The organism is Serratia sp. T13T92, assembly GCF_047530105.1.
Lineage (GTDB): Bacteria > Pseudomonadota > Gammaproteobacteria > Enterobacterales > Enterobacteriaceae > Chania > Chania fonticola.
Genome location: NZ_JBLJAK010000001.1, coordinates 611,395 through 628,311, shown reverse-complemented (window position 1 = coordinate 628,311; position 16,917 = coordinate 611,395). Strand labels below are relative to the sequence as shown.

The 16,917-nt window shown below is 54.6% G+C and carries 15 protein-coding genes; 6 read left to right on the top strand and 9 right to left on the bottom strand.

The genetic code is table 11. The features are described from left to right. The first annotated feature begins 37 nt into the window (after window positions 1-37). A complete protein-coding gene (locus tag ACMV5I_RS02930; RefSeq protein ID WP_021178340.1) occupies window positions 38-169 on the top strand; it encodes a hypothetical protein in 132 nt (43 codons plus the stop codon). A gap of 417 nt (window positions 170-586) precedes the next feature. Here the strand turns inward: ACMV5I_RS02930 and ACMV5I_RS02925 are convergent, their stop codons facing one another. The 3 genes from ACMV5I_RS02925 to mdoC form a co-directional block, all read right to left on the bottom strand. Further along, window positions 587-2,308: a potassium/proton antiporter gene (locus ACMV5I_RS02925; RefSeq protein ID WP_284122033.1), complete on the bottom strand. Its 1,722-nt coding sequence runs from the start codon at window positions 2,306-2,308 to the stop codon at window positions 587-589. Between the two features lie 276 nt (window positions 2,309-2,584). Further along, the gene (locus tag ACMV5I_RS02920) at window positions 2,585-2,809 is read right to left on the bottom strand and encodes a hypothetical protein (RefSeq protein ID WP_021178338.1); all 225 of its coding nucleotides are present in this window, start codon (window positions 2,807-2,809) and stop codon (window positions 2,585-2,587) included. 311 nt (window positions 2,810-3,120) lie between these two features. Beyond that, complete coding sequence (gene mdoC, locus ACMV5I_RS02915; RefSeq protein WP_414823632.1) at window positions 3,121-4,248, bottom strand: glucans biosynthesis protein MdoC; 1,128 nt, start codon at window positions 4,246-4,248, stop codon at window positions 3,121-3,123. A 252-nt stretch (window positions 4,249-4,500) separates the two neighbouring features. Here mdoC and ACMV5I_RS02910 point away from each other — a divergent pair, with 252 nt between their 5' ends. The 3 genes from ACMV5I_RS02910 to ACMV5I_RS02900 all read left to right on the top strand — a co-directional run bounded on the left by ACMV5I_RS02910 (window position 4,501) and on the right by ACMV5I_RS02900 (window position 8,944). After that, window positions 4,501-6,069 carry a glucan biosynthesis protein G gene (locus ACMV5I_RS02910; RefSeq protein ID WP_414823631.1) on the top strand — a complete coding sequence of 523 codons (1,569 nt, stop codon included), beginning with the start codon at window positions 4,501-4,503 and terminating at the stop codon, window positions 6,067-6,069. Then, window positions 6,062-8,623, top strand: a complete 2,562-nt coding sequence (mdoH, locus tag ACMV5I_RS02905; RefSeq protein ID WP_414823630.1) for a glucans biosynthesis glucosyltransferase MdoH — start codon at window positions 6,062-6,064, stop codon at window positions 8,621-8,623. The genes ACMV5I_RS02910 and mdoH overlap by 8 nt, the downstream gene beginning before the upstream one ends. Before the next feature lie 81 nt (window positions 8,624-8,704). Then, complete coding sequence (locus ACMV5I_RS02900; RefSeq protein WP_370454289.1) at window positions 8,705-8,944, top strand: YceK/YidQ family lipoprotein; 240 nt, start codon at window positions 8,705-8,707, stop codon at window positions 8,942-8,944. Window positions 8,945-8,947: 3 nt separating this feature from the next. On the opposite strand, the gene ACMV5I_RS02895 is transcribed toward ACMV5I_RS02900, so the two are convergent. Both ACMV5I_RS02895 and ACMV5I_RS02890 read right to left on the bottom strand, forming a co-directional pair. After that, window positions 8,948-9,496 carry an N-acetyltransferase family protein gene (locus ACMV5I_RS02895; protein WP_414823629.1) on the bottom strand — a complete coding sequence of 183 codons (549 nt, stop codon included), beginning with the start codon at window positions 9,494-9,496 and terminating at the stop codon, window positions 8,948-8,950. Between the two features lie 97 nt (window positions 9,497-9,593). Next, a complete protein-coding gene (locus ACMV5I_RS02890; protein ID WP_024485685.1) occupies window positions 9,594-9,968 on the bottom strand; it encodes a MysB family protein in 375 nt (124 codons plus the stop codon). Between the two features lie 175 nt (window positions 9,969-10,143). Between ACMV5I_RS02890 and leuA the strand changes: the two genes are divergently transcribed. Then, window positions 10,144-11,811 (top strand): 2-isopropylmalate synthase, encoded by a 1,668-nt coding sequence (gene leuA / locus ACMV5I_RS02885; RefSeq protein WP_202811116.1) that lies wholly within the window; start codon window positions 10,144-10,146, stop codon window positions 11,809-11,811. Here the strand turns inward: leuA and ACMV5I_RS02880 are convergent. Continuing rightward, window positions 11,783-12,583, bottom strand: coding sequence for an AraC family transcriptional regulator (locus ACMV5I_RS02880; RefSeq protein WP_414823628.1), 801 nt, complete (start codon window positions 12,581-12,583; stop codon window positions 11,783-11,785). The genes leuA and ACMV5I_RS02880 overlap by 29 nt on opposite strands. Window positions 12,584-12,715: 132 nt before the next feature. Between ACMV5I_RS02880 and ACMV5I_RS02875 the strand changes: the two genes are divergently transcribed. Continuing rightward, on the top strand, window positions 12,716-13,114 hold the full coding sequence (locus tag ACMV5I_RS02875) for a VOC family protein (protein WP_414823627.1): 399 nt from the start codon (window positions 12,716-12,718) through the stop codon (window positions 13,112-13,114). A gap of 48 nt (window positions 13,115-13,162) precedes the next feature. Here ACMV5I_RS02875 and ACMV5I_RS02870 read toward each other — a convergent pair whose 3' ends face one another. The 3 genes from ACMV5I_RS02870 to ACMV5I_RS02860 form a co-directional block, all read right to left on the bottom strand. Continuing rightward, a complete protein-coding gene (locus ACMV5I_RS02870) occupies window positions 13,163-14,716 on the bottom strand; it encodes a peptide MFS transporter (protein ID WP_414823626.1) in 1,554 nt (517 codons plus the stop codon). Between the two features lie 477 nt (window positions 14,717-15,193). Next, complete coding sequence (mdtG, locus tag ACMV5I_RS02865) at window positions 15,194-16,429, bottom strand: multidrug efflux MFS transporter MdtG (RefSeq protein ID WP_414823625.1); 1,236 nt, start codon at window positions 16,427-16,429, stop codon at window positions 15,194-15,196. Window positions 16,430-16,613: 184 nt separating this feature from the next. Next, window positions 16,614-16,898: a YciI family protein gene (locus tag ACMV5I_RS02860; RefSeq protein ID WP_414823624.1), complete on the bottom strand. Its 285-nt coding sequence runs from the start codon at window positions 16,896-16,898 to the stop codon at window positions 16,614-16,616. Between the last annotated feature and the right edge of the window lie 19 nt (window positions 16,899-16,917).

The window sequence follows — 16,917 nt, the reverse complement described above, 5'->3', positions numbered from 1 at the left end:
TAGTCGTTGGTTATGAGACTATTCTTAGGAAATAGCGATGAGTGATGATATCTTTGATTTTGACATTGATGATGAATTAGCCAAAGCGGAAAAAAATGCGGCGCAGAAGGCTAGGGAAGTTCCTGAAATTCTTGAGGATGAAGAAGACTGCGAAGGCTGTAAAATCTGATTGAATTGCCAAAAAAACCGCCGCGGCGGTTTTTTTATGCCCGCTCGCCAGACATTGCCTCAATCCAGCACAAAGCCCCAGACCAACAGCCCGGCCACGGTGACGAGGCACAGGGCAGAAACGGTCAGCAGCACTTTTCCCAGTAAGTCTTTCTCTTGTTGTTTTTGCATCAGGTTACATCATCCAAGTAGTATTCGATGGACCAAATCGGCGATACCCAAGTCCAGTAAGGCAACGCTTAAAGCGATGACGGTCAAGGCTGAAAAGAACTTCGCTTTGCTGCTCAAGATCTTATCCGACGGTTGATGTACCGCAAACGGCCCACCTCAACGCTGGGGTGGGCATTAATGACTGTCATTAAGAGTTATCCGGGCCGGATTAGTTCCCGCAACGGCATGGTTAATGGCGATTAACGGGTTAATCGGTAACGATCTTGACGCCTATTTTACTGATTTGATTAGCATCCATCTCAGCGATAGTCCAGGTCAATCCATCCCATTCCACCTGATCACCCACCACGGCTTCGCCTCCGATTAACCGGGTGACAAACTGACCGAGCGTTTGCTGATCGTCCACGCCTTCTTGCAGATTCAGGCCGTAGACCTGAGAGATATCACTTAGGCGCGCATCGGATTGCAGAATGAAATCGCCGAAGAACCGCTCATCCAGCGTAACCGTAGGCGCTTGGCTGAACAGTTTACCCAACGCAGGCAGATCGTGTTCATGGCCAATAACGCACAGGGTATCACCCTCCAGCAAGCGGGTGCTGCCGCTCGGGTGTAACAGTTCTTTGCCACGGAACAGCGCGGCAATGTGCGTTCCCGGCGGCATCTTGAGTTCGCGTAGCGCCGCGCCAACGCACCAGTTTTCTGCGCTTAGCTGATAGACAAACTGCTCCCATTGGTTTTCCTGATGAACATCCAGCCCCACGCGGGAGATCGGGGTTAATGCCGGTGGCACCACCACCTTGGCCTTTTTGGCGGCAAAGGACAGCGAAGTGCCCTGCAACAGCAGTGAAACCAACACCACAAAGAACGCGACGTTAAAGAACAGATTGGCATTGGGTAGCCCGGCCATCATCGGGAACACCGCCAGGATCACCGGCACCGCGCCGCGTAACCCCACCCAGGAGATAAACATGCGTTCTCGCAGGTTGAAGTTGCGAAACGGCAGCAGGCCGATAAACACCGAAATCGGGCGGGCAAACAGGATCATCCACAGCGAGAGCAGCAGGGCAGGGATGGCGATAGGCAACAGGTCGTGTGGGTTAAGCAACAGCCCAAGCACCAGGAACATACCGATCTGGCTCAGCCAGGCCAGGCCGTCGAAGGTTTGCACAATGCCGTGGTAGTTACGGATTGGACGGTTACCCAGCAGCAGGCCGCACAGATAGACCGCCAGAATGCCGCTGCCATCCAGAGCGGTAGTCAGGGCAAAGATCAAGATGCCGCCGCTCACCGCCAGCAGTGGATACAACCCTTCCGCCAACTTGATGTGATTGATCAGCGTTATCAGCAACCACCCGCCGCCCAGGCCGAGTACGATACCCATACCGAATTGCTGCAATAGATGGACGATGAACATCCAGCTTAACGAGGTTTCGCCAGCGGAAATCATGGCAATCAGGGTGATGGTTAAAAATACCGCCATCGGGTCGTTACTGCCGGACTCAATTTCCAGCGTCGCGCTGACACGCTCGTTCAGCCCTTTGCCACCCAACAGTGAAAACACCGCTGCCGCATCGGTCGATCCAATAATGGCACCGATCAGCAGCCCCTGGATCAAATCGAGGTTAAACAGCCAGGCGGCGGCCAGGCCCGTCAGGCCAGCGGTGATCAGAACGCCGATGGTGGCCAGTGACAATGCCGGCCACAGTGCGACACGGAAGGAACTGACGCGGGTACGCATCCCACCATCGAGCAGGATCACGGCCAGAGCCAGGTTACTGACCAGATAGGCGACGGGATAGTTATCGAAGGCGATGCCTCCGGGGCCGTCAACACCGGCCAGCATGCCTATCGCCAGGAAGATCACCAGAATGGGAATACCCAGGCGCGAAGAGAAAGAACTGAGCAGAATACTTGCTCCCACCAACACGGCACCGATGATGAACAAGCTATTGATCGTGCTGGCATCCAAAATAATGTTCTCCTGCGAGTTGAGCTGAAAGGGGGGCGCCAAAGCAAAGACACCGGGTCATAATAGCCTGTTTTTCCTGTGCAACGCCAAGGCTGATTGCCAAAAAACGGTGTCATTATGGCTGGTTGCCGCAAAATTTGATGAAAAGAGAGGTGAAATGTGGGTATTGCGGCTTTTGTGCCTATTTATCAGCTCATTGAGGACAGTAGGAAACAGGTTATTGATGAAAAACCATTAACCCCCCAGCAGGAGGCTTAATGGTTTGCAGGCGGGAGGTTAGTGATCGAGTGATTGCAGGGCACGCTTGATTAATTCGGCTGCCAGTTTCCTTTCGGCCTCGGAGATCCCGTCCAGGTTGAGGCTGGAAAGCTCGGTTACCAATACGCTGCGATCTTTGCCGCTGATGGAAGAATCCAGTGCGGACAGCAGTCTACCCAAGATTTTCAGTAGTGTGGCGTTTTCTGCTACGGCTTCAGTTGCTGCGGTCGGTTTATCGGTCATTAAAAATCCTCTCTGTCGTGACGGAAGGGAAATGTTACCGGCGCACGCGATGGTGATGCGCCATCCCTTAGGGTTCGTGAGCCCAATCGCTACCGTAAGGCAGGGATGTGGATTTTTTCTTATGCACTGTAGTTATAACAAGTCACTGCAATATGCTCCAGCACAACTTTGCATCAACGGGTCGCGATAGGTTGAGCAATATGTGCGCTGACCACCGATCAATTATAGCTAAGCGGTCATAGCATGCGTCTCCTGCGAGAGGGTCACATTATGTTATCAGGGCGCTGCAAGCAACGCCCTGATACGGGAGGTTAGGCTTTACCAGAGAACAAGAAGCGTAACAGCGGGATGCGCTTGTGGAACTCATATAACAGGAAGGCGCAAGCAAAGACGAACACCAGGCCCAGCAGGAAACCCAGCAGATTATTATCGATCAGCGGAGTCACGAAGGCGCCGTATATCAGCGTCAGCGGATGGTGAACCAGATAGATAAACAGCGAAGCGTTGACCAGATAGGTAATGCGAGGCGAATGGAAATCGAGCAGCGCATGGCCAAATGCGAACACCACGTTGGCCATCAGGACCCCAAGTACGGCTTTGATCATGATTTCCAGTTCAAACCCTAAGCTGCTGTGCGCCAGCAGTTTCTGGTTGAGCATGTAGGCTACCAACAGCAGCAGTGAGCCCAGTACGGCTGGCCACGAGGGCTTGAGGAACACCGCTTTCAGCCATGAGTACTTAAACGCGTAGGCACCCACAATGAAGAACGGCAGGTAGAACAGGGTTTCCATCACCACGAAGTTGAACAGGCCGTTAGACAGTAAATGCGGTGCGGTGATTAAAATAATGCGATGAAACACGCCGTATATAAAGGCATACAATAAAAACCACAATGAGATATTGCTGAGATTGGTCATTTTATTTATTGGCCGCGGTGCCATCGGCGTTTTTATCGCCTTAATTTTTTTAAACAGATAAAAACAGGCGCAGGTCAATAAGCACAAGGTTAATAAAAACCACAGATGGGAGACCAACTCCCAAACCGCCACGTTTATTTTTTGATAAGGGGTAAAATCATCCCAGCCGGCTAATTTATCGGTGTAGTTCTTGAGTAAAAAAAACTGTGGCAGGGTAATCAATGGGATAGAGCTCAACAGCGGAATGGCAACCCGCTCCAGGCGTACCTTCAACCAGCGGTGGCTGTCATAGCGTTCGTACAGCATGTAGGAGAAGTAGCCGGAGATAATGAAGAACACCTGCATGCGAAAGGCGTGAATAAAGTCGTTCAGCACCGTCAGCGAAAACGACGGGGTCGTGCTGTTTACCGCCCACGAGTGGCTGGAGTAAATCAGAGAAAGATGAAAAGGAATGCCCAGCAGCATCAAATAGGCCCGGATCGAATCCAGGAAAAACTCGCGCTGGTTACTGCTGTTAGTCATAGGTTACCGCTGGTGGTTGCATCAGGGGAGTGTAAACCCGCTTAATAAGTCGGCAATGGGGTAATCGCAAACTCAAACCCTACTATAGCGACCGACATTTTTCCATAGCGTCTTGGAGCACGGCTTGCTACGCTGCACAACTGCTTAAACTCTAAGCCGTAAACATCAGCACACGTTTATCATGTTGTCGGCGAGCAGAATAATCCATTAATATGGATTTTGAATATTTTGAGCACACGAATAGGGGGGGATGTGCTAGTAAATCTATTATCAAAAAAACCACGCGCCACGAGCGTACGTTGGTTAGGTGCTACCGTTTTATGCACGTTGTTGAGTTCGCAGGCATGGGCTTTTTCTATCGACGATGTGGCCAAACAGGCACAGGATCTGGCAGGAAAAGGCTTTGAAGCCCCGAAGAGCAACCTTCCTTCTCAGTTTCGCGATATGAAGTTCGCGGACTATCAGCAGATCCAGTTCAATCACGATAAAGCCGTGTGGAGCAAGCTGAAAACCCCTTTCAAGCTTGAGTTCTACCATCAAGGGATGTACTTCGACACGCCGGTGACCGTCAACGAGGTTACGGCCACCACCGTCAAAGAGATCAAATACAGCCCGGACTATTTCAACTTTGGTCCCGTCAAGCACGATCCCGACTCGGTGAAGAAACTCGGTTTCGCCGGGTTTAAAGTGCTCTATCCGGTCAACAGTGCGGATAAGAACGACGAAATCATGAGCATGCTGGGCGCCAGCTACTTCCGCGTGGTGGGTAAAGGGCAGGTTTATGGGCTTTCTGCCCGTGGGCTGGCTATTGATACCGCCTTGCCATCTGGCGAAGAGTTCCCGCGTTTCCGCGAGTTCTGGATCGAACGTCCTAAGCAGGGCGACAAACATCTGGTGATTTATGCCTTGCTGGATTCCCCACGAGCCACCGGCGCTTATCGTTTTGTGGTTTACCCCGGCCGCGATACCACGGTAGATGTCCAGTCCAAAGTGTTCCTGCGCGACAAAGTGGGCAAGTTGGGTATGGCACCGTTGACCAGCATGTTCCTGTTTGGGCCGAGCAATCCTTCGCCAACGCTGAATTACCGCCCGGCGCTGCATGACTCCAACGGTCTGTCTATCCATGCTGGTAACGGCGAGTGGATCTGGCGTCCGCTGAACAATCCTAAGCACCTGTCGGTCAGCACTTACAGCATCGAAAACCCGAAAGGTTTTGGTCTGCTGCAGCGTGGCCGTGATTTCCGTGACTACCAAGACTTGGACGATCGTTACGATCTGCGTCCAAGCGCCTGGGTTGAGCCGCGCGGCGATTGGGGCAAGGGCAAGGTTGAGCTGGTAGAGATCCCAACCGCGGATGAAACCAACGATAACATCGTGGCGTTCTGGACGCCGGACGTGTTGCCTGATGCAAAAACGCCGTTGGCATTGAACTACCGCCTGTACTTCACCCGCGACGAAGAGAAGCTGCATTCACAGGATATCGGCTACGTGGGTAAAACCATGCGTTCAACCGGTGATGTGAAGCAGTCAAACCTGATCCGCGAGCCGGACGGCAGCGTGGCGTTCCTGGTTGACTTCGTCGGCCCGGCACTGAAAGCGCTGGATGCCGATACGCCGGTAGCTTCTCAGATCAGCATTGGTGACAACGGCGAAATGGTGGAAAACAGCGTTCGCTATAATCCGGTCACCAAAGGCTGGCGTTTGACGGTGCGTTTGAAAGTGAAAGACGAGAAACAGCCGGTAGAAATGCGTGCTGCGTTGGTCAACGGTGACAAGACCTTGACGGAAACCTGGAGCTATCAGCTACCTGCCAATGAATAAGTCTACTGAAACTGCCCAGGAATATCTTGCGGCAATGCCCCTGACCGATGAGCGGTCAGGGGTGCTCAAACAACAAATGATGGCGGGTGATACCCCGGCACTGGAGGCTTTGCATCGTCAGATGGGAGCCTCTGATGTCAATGTGGCATCGCTGCCTGCCGATGACATTGCCCTGGCCTCGGTCAAGGCACGCATCAGCCAGGCTTGGCCGGAGGCCGTCGATGACGACGATTTCGATTGTGACCCGGAAGGGCGCACCATTCTGAAAGCCACGCCGCCGATAAAACGTACCACCATGTTCCCTGAAGCCTGGCGCACCAACCCGGTGGGGCGTTTCTGGGATACTCTGCTGGGTCGTAAGACGCACAATCGTCATGCCAGCAAAGAAGAAGCCGAGGCGGAAAACCGCTGGCGTATTGTCGGTTCAATGCGCCGTTACGTGCTGTTGATCCTGATGTTGGTGCAAACCGGCATCGCCACCTGGTACATGAAAACCATCCTGCCTTATCAGGGCTGGGCGCTGATCGATCCTATCGCCATGTTCGATCAGGATCTGATGCAGTCGATGTTGCAAATATTACCGTATCTTTTGCAGACCGGTATTCTGATCCTGTTTGCCATTCTGTTCTGCTGGGTCTCTGCCGGTTTCTGGACGGCGTTGATGGGGTTCCTGCAACTGCTGATTGGCAAAGATAAATACAGCATCTCTTCGACTATCAAAGGTGATGAGCCGATCGATCCAGCGCACCGTACCGCGTTGATCATGCCGATCTGTAACGAAGACGTTGAACGGGTCTTTGCCGGGTTGCGGGCAACCTACGAATCGGTGAAGGCGACCGGTCAGCTTGAGCATTTCGATATCTATGTGCTGAGCGACAGTTACGATCCCGATATCTGCGTCGCCGAACAGAAAGCCTGGATGGAGCTGTGCCGCGATGTTGAGGGCCACGGACGTATCTTCTACCGCCGTCGCCGCCGCCGTGTGAAACGTAAGAGCGGCAACATCGACGACTTCTGCCGTCGTTGGGGCGGTGAGTACAGCTACATGGTGATCCTGGACGCGGACAGCGTGATGAGCGGCGAGTGCCTCACCGGCCTGGTACGCTTGATGGAAGCCAACCCGAACGCCGGTATCATCCAGTCTGCGCCAAAAGCCTCAGGCATGGATACGCTGTATGCTCGTGTGCAGCAGTTCGCCACGCGCCTCTATGGCCCGTTGTTCACCGCGGGTCTGCACTTCTGGCAGTTGGGCGAATCCCATTACTGGGGCCATAACGCCATCATCCGGGTGAAACCCTTCATCGAGCACTGCGCGTTGGCACCGTTGCCGGGTGAGGGCTCGTTTGCTGGCTCCATTCTCTCCCATGACTTTGTAGAAGCCGCATTGATGCGTCGTGCTGGCTGGGGCGTGTGGATAGCCTACGATCTGCCGGGTAGTTATGAAGAGTTACCGCCTAACCTGCTGGACGAGCTGAAACGCGACCGCCGCTGGTGTCATGGTAACCTGATGAACTTCCGCCTGTTTCTGGTAAAAGGCATGCATCCGGTACACCGCGCGGTGTTCCTGACCGGGGTAATGTCCTACCTGTCGGCACCGTTGTGGTTTATGTTCCTGGCGCTGTCCACCGCGTTGCAGATAGTGCATACGCTGGTGGAACCGCAATACTTCCTGCAACCCCGGCAGTTGTTCCCGGTGTGGCCACAGTGGAAGCCAGAACTGGCGATTGCGCTGTTCTCTACCACCATGGTGCTGCTGTTCTTACCGAAGTTGCTGAGCATCGTGCTGGTCTGGGCAAAAGGCTCGAAGCAGTACGGCGGGCCGATCCGGTTGCTGATTTCCATGCTGATGGAAGTGATGTTCTCAGTGCTGTTGGCGCCGGTGCGCATGCTGTTCCATACCGTGTTTGTGGTCAGCGCCTTCCTGGGCTGGGAAGTGGTGTGGAACTCGCCGCAGCGTGATGACGATGACACCCCTTGGGGAGAAGCCTTCAAGCGTCACGGCTCGCAAATGCTGCTGGGGCTGGTTTGGGGCGGCGGCATGGCATTGCTGGATCTGAACTTCCTGTGGTGGCTGTCACCGATCGTCTTCTCGCTGATCCTGTCACCGTTTGTTTCGGCGCTGTCGAGCCGTGCTACGCTCGGTCTCAAGAGCAAGCGGGCCAAGCTGTTCCTGATCCCGGAAGAGTACGATCCGCCGCGTGAACTGGTTGCCACAGACACCTATCTGCAGCTTAATCGTCAGCGTGCCTTGCGCAATGGCTTTATGCATGCGGCGGTGGACCCGTCCTACAACGCCTTGGCTGCCGCGCTGGCAACGGCTCGTCACCATCTGCGTGCCATTATCGATCGGACGCGGGAAGAGCGGGTGAACGAGGCGATGGAAGTAGGGCCAGAGAAGTTGGCGAAAGCCAAACGCCTTGAGCTGTTAAGCGATCCGGTAGCGTTGTCACGCCTGCATCAGCGCATTTGGCTGCTGCCGCAGGGCGAGGCCTGGCGCGAACATTATCGGCAGTTACCGCATAATGAACTGGCTCACCCCGTCGGCCAACGCTAACGGTTAGTATTAATTAAAGGGGAATGCGCACTGCGTGTTCCCCTTTTTCGTTTCAATCTCAATAAAGCTTGGATGTTGAAAATGGCTTCACTAGTCCGTCTGGCACTGTTGGCCGCTATGGTGACGGCATTATCTGGCTGCGGTAGCATTATCAGCCGCACGGTGCCTGGTGCAGGCCACGGGCACCAATATTATCCAGGGGTGCAGTGGGATTTGCGTGATACTCCCTGGCGCAGTGTTATGGTGATTGATGTGCCGCTCTCGCTGGTGGTGGATACCTTTATGCTGCCGTTTGATGCGCAGCACGGGCCTTACGAATAGGTCTTAGCCTCTGGTTGCGAAGACCACCAACTGATAGCTTTGGTTATTGCAGTGGAAAGTGGTCAACGCCGTCATTCCCAGGCCAGCGACATGGGCGGCGAGCGAATGCGGGTTATCCTCACTAACAAACAGCGCGCCAACGTCAAAATCCTGCTGAGTTCGCGCTTTCACCGCTGCAAACAACTGGCGTAGCACACCTTTTCCCCGCCAATCGGCACTCAGGCATACCGGGCCGTACAGAAATACCCGTTGTTGATCCAATGCCTGGTTTTGAAACCGCTGTGTGGCCAACGTGTGCAGCATGGCATCCACTACCGGCGGTCGGGGTTGGGCGTCGGTTGGCATCAGGCAGACAAACCCAGCCAACTGTTCTTCTTCGGTAGCGATCAAAATACCCAGGCCGCAGTTGATACTTGCCAGCTGTTTTTCGTTCATCTGCGATACGATAAAGCCCTGTTGCCGCTGCTGGGGGCTAAGTTGCTCTGGAGTGTTTTGCGCCTGTAGAGCCAGAATTGCGGGATAATCACCGGGAACTGCTTGCCTGATGAACATGATACCTGCCTGTGTTAAGGGAAGAATGTAGCAGCATGCAATGCGTAGCCAGGGTCGTCAAGGCGAGGGTGGGCAACCAGGCGCCCACCCAACGGGCTCAACGTTCATCCCATTCGTCGGCAGCGCTTTGGCCTTCTTCGGTATCCAGCGGAGGATCGAGCTGAAAATCACCTTCCTCCCACTCATGCAGCGTATTTTCGTTGATCCACTCGGCGCGGATCTCAATCTCGTCGTAGTCACCGTCAAAAATGGCCTGGGCGGCAGCACCGCTGCGCATCGTCATACATTCAACGGACTCACCTTCTTCTTCGAAAAACTCCGCCTGCCACATCGTGTCGCCATCCAACATGATGTATTTTTGCAGGTTAAACTGTTGAGGTACCGGCGGCTCATCATCGCCGCCTTCCGCCGTTTCGATAAACTCTTCGCGAGCGGCTTCGATCGCTTCTTCCAGCGTGGCATACAGGCTCATGCTCATCTCCTTTTTCAATCATCGTGGGGGACACCAGCATTAATTGTTGTCGCATCGCCGCAGGATGCAAATTTTTTGTTGTCCGTTTTGCGACGATGGTTGTCCATCCGCCGGGAGACGTGTGGCTACGGGTAGGAAATAATGACTACACACTTTGGTCTGTAGGAGAATCAGGATGTTAGCCAACCCAGCAAGCAAGTACCGGCCATTCCCGGCCATCGATTTACCCGATCGTCAGTGGCCGGGGCGCACCCAGCAGCAGGCACCGCGCTGGTGTTCTAGCGATCTGCGTGACGGCAATCAGGCGTTGGCAGAGCCGATGGATAACGCTCGCAAGCTACAGTTCTACCAGTTGTTACTGTCCTGCGGGTTTAAGGAAATCGAGGTAGCATTTCCTTCCGCATCACAAACCGATTTTGACTTCGTACGTCACTTGATCGAGCAACGGCTGATCCCGGATGACGTCTCAATCCAGGTGCTCACGCAGTCGCGCGACGATCTGATCGACCGCACGATGGAGTCGTTACAAGGGGCTCCACGTGCCATCGTGCATCTGTATAACGCCACCGCCCCGATGTTTCGCGACATCGTTTTCAAGCAGGACAAGGCTGCTACCGTGGCGCTGGCGGTGAATGGCGCACGCCGTATTCGCCAATGGTGCGACCGGCATCCGGAAACTGACTGGTGTTTCGAGTATTCGCCGGAGACCTTCTGCTTTACCGAACTGGAGTTTGCCCTGCAAATTTGTGAGGCAGTGGCGGACGTGTGGCAACCTGAACGCCAGCGGCCCATGATTATCAACCTGCCCGCCACCGTGGAGATGAGTACCCCGAACATTTATGCCGACCAGATCGAATGGTTCTGTCGCCACTTCAGCCAGCGGAAGCAGGTGACCATCAGCGTGCATCCGCATAACGATCGCGGTACCGGTGTCGCTTGCGCAGAGTTGGCCATGCTGGCGGGGGCTGACCGAGTGGAAGGTTGCCTGTTTGGCAACGGTGAACGCACGGGTAATGTCGATTTGGTGACGTTAGCGCTCAATTTGTACACCCAGGGCATCGCGCCAGGGCTGGACTTCAGCCGGTTGAAGGAAGTGGTTGAAGTGGTGGAGCAGTGCAACCAGTTACCGGTACATCCGCGCCATCCTTATGCCGGAGAGTTGGTGTTTACCGCATTCTCTGGCTCGCATCAGGACGCTATCAAGAAAGGCTTTGCCGCCCAACAGCAGCGTGAAGATGGGTTATGGCAGGTGCCTTATCTGCCGCTTGACCCGGCAGACGTGGGGTGCAGCTATGAGGCGGTGATCCGCGTAAACAGCCAGTCTGGCAAGAGTGGTGCTGCCTGGCTGTTAGAGCAGAATCATGGATTGCGCTTGCCACGTGGCTTGCAGATCGATTTCAGCAAAGTGGTGCAACAGGCCACGGATGAAAGCGGCAAGGAGATGACGGTGGCGGAAATCTGGCGGCTGTTCCGCAACAGCTACGGATTGGTGGAACAGCCGCGCTTACAGCTGCTCAGCTATCAAACGCAAAGCCAGGGTGGGGCGGCTTACAGCTTTACGGCGCAGGTGGCACTGGCAGGGGAACCAATGCAGTTGCAAGGTAGCGGTAATGGGCTGTTGTCCAGCGCGGTAGATGCGTTATGCCAGCGCTTTGGCCTGGTGCTGGCTATCGACGACTACCATGAACACACCTTGGGTCATCAGAGCCATAGCCGGGCAGTAACCTATATCCGTTGTACCCCAGCAAGGGGGGAGGCAATTTACGGAGTTGGGATTGACGCCGACTCGGCCAGTGCCTCGCTCCAGGCTCTGTTCAACGTGGCTGGCCGTTGTTTGCCGTGATTGCCGGCTGAGCCTGGGCAAAATAGGTGCTGGGGGAAACGCCAAGCAGGCGGCGGAACATGGCGCTAAACGCGCTGGGGCTGTCATAGCCCAGATCCAAAGCCACCTCCAGCACCGACCTTCCGGCGGCCAGGGCGTTGAGTGCCGCCAGCAGGCGGGCACGACGTACCCAGTCGCTAAAGCGTAGGCCGGTCTCACGCTGGAATCGACGGGACAGCGTACGGCCACTGACGTTGATGTGCTGCGCCGCCAGCTCCAACTCCCAAGGCTGCGCCAAAGATTGTTGAATGTGCTGGCACAGGGCCAATAAGACGCCATCGCGTGGCTCGGGAAGGTGCAGGGGCAGGATCGGCAGCATACGCAACTCATCGAGGATCAGTTCCATAATGCGTTCTTCGCGTCCGCCGGGCCGGTAGCCGGGCTGAATATCCATCGCGCTGATAATCAGTTCACGCAATAAGGGGGAAATCTGCACCACTTGGCACTGAGCAGGCAAATCGGCACGGGCCAGGGGATCGACGAACAGCGTGCGTGCCGCCACGTTACCGCTAAAACGCAGGTTATGTTCCACTTTGGCCGGTAACCAGACACCACGGCCTGGGGGAACGACCCAACTGCCTACGCGCGTATTCACCTGTACCACGCCGCTAAGGCCATGGATCAGTTGGGCGCAGTTGTGGCAGTGATCCGGTTCGCAATCACCATCCTGATAGTCCTTTGAAAATGGCACGATAGACTGATTCTCTGGGAGAAAATCGACGTTAAACAGCATTGTTTCTCCTCTGGATCCTGATGACGTGTCTGTTGCAGCATGCCATGTCTTGCCGCTAGCGCAAAGCGCATTTCCTGTACGCCGTTTTGCCATGAAACGGCTTAGGCTAGCTGTTTGCCAACGGGAGGAAATATGGAACTTGCCAACGCGGTATTACGGATTGCCCGGCCCACCGACCATTTGGCCGCGATTGCCAACATGTATTGCCAGGGCCTGGGGTTTGAACAACTGGGTGAGTTTGCAGATCACCAGGGGTTCGATGGCATTATGCTTGGCCATCCGCACCATGCCTATCATCTGGAGTTCACTCATCACCGCGGTGTGCTGGTTGGGCGCGCACCAACGCAGGACAACCTGTTGGTATTTTATGTGCCGGAGGTTGCAAGTTGGCAGAGAAGGTGCGATCGGATGCTAGCCAGTGGCTTTGAGCGTGTACGGGCGTACAACCCTTATTGGGATGTGCATGGGCAAACGTTTGAAGATTTGGATGGTTATCGCGTGGTGTTGCAAGCACGTGCCTGGCAGGCATAAAAAAAGCCAGCGCTGGGCGCTGGCTTAATTAAATGGCTTCAGTGTCTATCAGGCGTGCGTGACCGGTTTGTCACCGTTTTTACCCTGGGTATTTTCCAGCATACGGCGGATCGGGACGATCAGCAGGATAAGCACGGCGGCACAGATCACCAGCGCAATAGAGCAGCGGGCGAACAGGGTTGGCAGCATGTCCAACTGATCCGCTTTCACGTGGCCACCGATCAAACCGGCGGCCAGGTTGCCCAGCGCGCTGGCACAGAACCACAGGCCCATCATTTGGCCACGCATTCTATCCGGTGCCAACAGCGTCATGGTTGCCAGGCCAATCGGGCTCAGGCAAAGCTCACCCAGCGTCAGCATCAGGATACTGCCCACCAGCCACATTGGTGACACGCCCGCGCCGCCATTGCCCAACACTTGTTGCGCGGCCAGCATCATCAGGCCAAAGCCTGCGGCGGCAAACAGAATACCGATCACGAATTTGGTGATGCTGCTCAGGCGGATTTTGTTACGAGCCAGAGCCGGCCAGGCCCAACTGAAGATTGGCGCCAACAGGATAATGAACAGTGCGTTAATCGATTGGAACCATACCGCTGGGATCTCGAAGTCGCCGATCATGCGGTTGGTGTAATCGTTAGCGAACAGGTTGAACGAGGTCGGTTTCTGTTCGAAGGCCGACCAGAAGAAGGCGGCAGAAATCAGCAGGATAAAACAGACCAGCAGACGAGCACGCTCTTTGCGGCTCAGGCCGGCAAAGAAGAACAGGTAGATAAAGTACAGCGTGACCGAGGCGGCGATGACGTAAACCAGCATACTGGCAACGGCGACCGGGTTAATCACGATGATGCCTTGTGAGATCATAACCACGATCGCGGCAACGCCTACGGCCAGCGCAATCAGCCAGGCACCCACGCCATTTTTCTTGGCAACCGGGCTATTCCAGGTTGAGTCCAGGCCCACTTCGCTGTCATAGCGCTTCATGGCCGGTACGGCAAACACCCGGAAAATCACCAAGGCCACCAACATCCCGATACCACCGATGCCGAAGCCCCAGTGCCAACCGTGTGAACGGATCAACCAGCCGGAAATCAGCGGGGCAATAAAGGAGCCCATGTTGATGCCCATGTAGAACAGCGAGAAGCCACCATCACGGCGCGCATCGCCTTTCTTGTACAGGGTTCCAACCATTACCGAGATACAGGTTTTGAACAGGCCGGAACCGAGCACGATAAACATCAGGCCGACGAAGAACAGGTCGTTGCCCATAATAGCGGATAGGGCAATCGACAGGTGGCCCAGAGCGATCAGGATCGAACCGTACCAAACGGCTTTTTGCTGGCCGAGCCAGTTATCGGCTAACCAGCCACCCGGCAGTGCCGCCAGGTACATACTGCCAGCAAAGATACCGACGATCGCCGAGGCGTTTTCGCGCGCCAAACCCATCCCGCCGTCATAAACCGTGGCGGCCATAAACAGGATCAGTAACGGACGAATGCCATAAAACGAGAAGCGCTCCCACATTTCAGTGAAGAACAACGAGCCGAGAGGATATGGATGGCCGAGGAACGTCCGGCTTTCTTTCTGATTAACAGAGGATTGCATAAAGTCTTCCCAATATAATGTGCTGCGCGCTGGCAGCAGATACTGTGGTATGTCTGTGTCTGTAAGTGAGGTAATCCCGCTGATGCGGATTACCTGACAAAACCTCAGCCGCAGCGCCTATTAAGCTTGAAAACCCTGCAGGCCATTTTATTCACTTGGTCAGAATGTTACTTCTGGCGTGATATTATTTAACCATTTGATAACTGAATGGTGGCTTTGTCTAGTACCTGTATCCCATTTTTTAGACGAAAAGTCGACAAACATCTACTTTATTGGTTTTTATGTTGGTTGTGGCGTTATTTCCATTGACAGGTGGTTTATTGCTCTGATTGTGATTTTTGTGTCTAAAAACAAGGTGTTAATAATATTGTTCTTAGAGATTGGGGCAGAGCCGGAGCGGGAGGGTAACAATAATAAAAGTAAGGGAAACGGGGCTTGGGTAATATTTATCAGAACAACTGGCGATAAATAGCGCTATTACTCTTCCTGTAACGTGTCTTCACGCATTCTCGCTGGCCGCCGCTGTAAACACCACCAGGAATAGAACGCGTTAAATAGCACCACCAGCGCCGTCATGCAGAATACCGCGCGGAATCCATAGCTGGCAGAAACGGCGGCGCCGAGTAGTGGGCCGCTGACGTTGCCGATATCCCGGAAAGATTGGTTATAGCTGAATATTCGCCCGGCAACCTGATTGGTACAGTTGTAGATCAGCAGGGTTTGCACCGCAGGCAGCAGTGCGCCATCGGCAGCGCCGAGCAGGAAGCGCAATACGCCGAGTTGCCACGGTGTCTGGACAAAGGCCATTGGGATCAGCAACAGCACGGAAATCACCAGCATAAACACCAGAATCCGCTCCGGGCCGATCCTGTCGCCCAGCTTGCCCAGCCGTGGCGCACTCATCAAGGCGGCAACGCCGGGTACCGAGGCGATCAAACCGCTGACAAACGCCAGGTTGCTGATGTTGCCTGCCAGTTCACGCACGTAAAGCGTGAGGATTGGGGCAATCGAGCCAGTGGCGATCTGGATGATCATTGTGGTGATAAACAGGCTGAGGATCAGCTTGGGACTTTTGAGCGAGGCAAACACCTGGCGCGCATGCAGCATGTCTTTTTTCTGCACTGGAGTGAATTGTTCACGTACGCAAAATAGCGTCAGCAGGAAACAGATAAACAGCACAGTGGCAGTGATGAAGAACACGGGGCGCAGGCCATATTGGTCAGCCAGCAAGCCGCCAATCAATGGGCCAATCAGGGCACCACTGACGCCTCCGGTCGATAGGGTGCCTAGCGCCCAGCCGCTGCGATGGCGCGGTACCTGGGTAGCAATCAGTGCATTGGCGTTGGGAATAAAGCCGCCGAACAACCCCAGCACCGCGCGCAGCGCCAGAAACTGCCAGATGTTCTGCGCCATGCCCATCAGCACCATCACAATGCCCATTCCTAGCGCAGAACGCAGCAACATCAGCTTACGCCCACGGCGATCGGCCAGACTGCCCCAGAACGGTGAGGCAATGGCGGAGAACAGGAAGGTGATACTGAACACCAATCCGGACCACATATTAAGCGACTGATGGCCGGTAACGCCAAGAGCTTCAACGTACAGCGGCAGGAACGGCATGATCAGGCTAAAGGCCGCACCGGTCAGAAAGCAGCCCAGCCAGGTGATGAACAGGTTACGTTGCCAATTGATAGGTTCTGCTGCCGGGGCCATAGGTATCCGTGCGGGAAAAGATGCCTGGCGATCGCGCAAGGCAAAAAAGTTAGCTTGGTAAGTATGCGCTTAATAACGCAGGTTATCAAATGAGCAGCTGTGTGATTTTGCGTGAAAATGAAATAAAGTTTTAAAACGGAGAATGACAATTATTCCCGCGCCGGGCAACGCGGGAACGGAGGGTTCAGGCACCGGCCAAGGCTTCGAATCCGGCGCTGGTAGTGGTGAGAGCGACGTTTGTCACCTCATAATTGGCCACGGCAACGAAGGGATCTTCCGCCAGGATGGCATCCAGCTCGGTGCGTTCCATATCTTTTACCAGGATCACGCCGCCGGTACGTGGGTTCTTACGGCCAGAGGCAATAAAGCTGCCGGTTTGAAAATAGTGCTTCAACCAGGCGATATGCCCTTCAAGATGGCTTTCTACTTCTTCAATCGGGCGGTGATAGGTCAGGCTGACGATATACATAGAAGCTCCTGTTGCTGGG

Coding starts and splice junctions, on each gene's coding strand:
- mdoH (WP_414823630.1), top strand. CDS start 6,062: ATGAATAAGTCTACTGAAACTGCCCAGGAATATCTTGCGGCAATGCCC.
- ACMV5I_RS02930 (WP_021178340.1), top strand. CDS start 38: ATGAGTGATGATATCTTTGATTTTGACATTGATGATGAATTAGCCAAA.
- mdtG (WP_414823625.1), bottom strand. CDS start 16,429: ATGGCCCCGGCAGCAGAACCTATCAATTGGCAACGTAACCTGTTCATC.
- ACMV5I_RS02880 (WP_414823628.1), bottom strand. CDS start 12,583: ATGCTGTTTAACGTCGATTTTCTCCCAGAGAATCAGTCTATCGTGCCA.
- ACMV5I_RS02900 (WP_370454289.1), top strand. CDS start 8,705: ATGGCTTCACTAGTCCGTCTGGCACTGTTGGCCGCTATGGTGACGGCA.
- leuA (WP_202811116.1), top strand. CDS start 10,144: ATGTTAGCCAACCCAGCAAGCAAGTACCGGCCATTCCCGGCCATCGAT.
- ACMV5I_RS02920 (WP_021178338.1), bottom strand. CDS start 2,809: ATGACCGATAAACCGACCGCAGCAACTGAAGCCGTAGCAGAAAACGCC.
- ACMV5I_RS02895 (WP_414823629.1), bottom strand. CDS start 9,496: ATGTTCATCAGGCAAGCAGTTCCCGGTGATTATCCCGCAATTCTGGCT.
- ACMV5I_RS02860 (WP_414823624.1), bottom strand. CDS start 16,898: ATGTATATCGTCAGCCTGACCTATCACCGCCCGATTGAAGAAGTAGAA.
- ACMV5I_RS02875 (WP_414823627.1), top strand. CDS start 12,716: ATGGAACTTGCCAACGCGGTATTACGGATTGCCCGGCCCACCGACCAT.
- ACMV5I_RS02890 (WP_024485685.1), bottom strand. CDS start 9,968: ATGAGCCTGTATGCCACGCTGGAAGAAGCGATCGAAGCCGCTCGCGAA.
- mdoC (WP_414823632.1), bottom strand. CDS start 4,248: ATGACTAACAGCAGTAACCAGCGCGAGTTTTTCCTGGATTCGATCCGG.
- ACMV5I_RS02870 (WP_414823626.1), bottom strand. CDS start 14,716: ATGCAATCCTCTGTTAATCAGAAAGAAAGCCGGACGTTCCTCGGCCAT.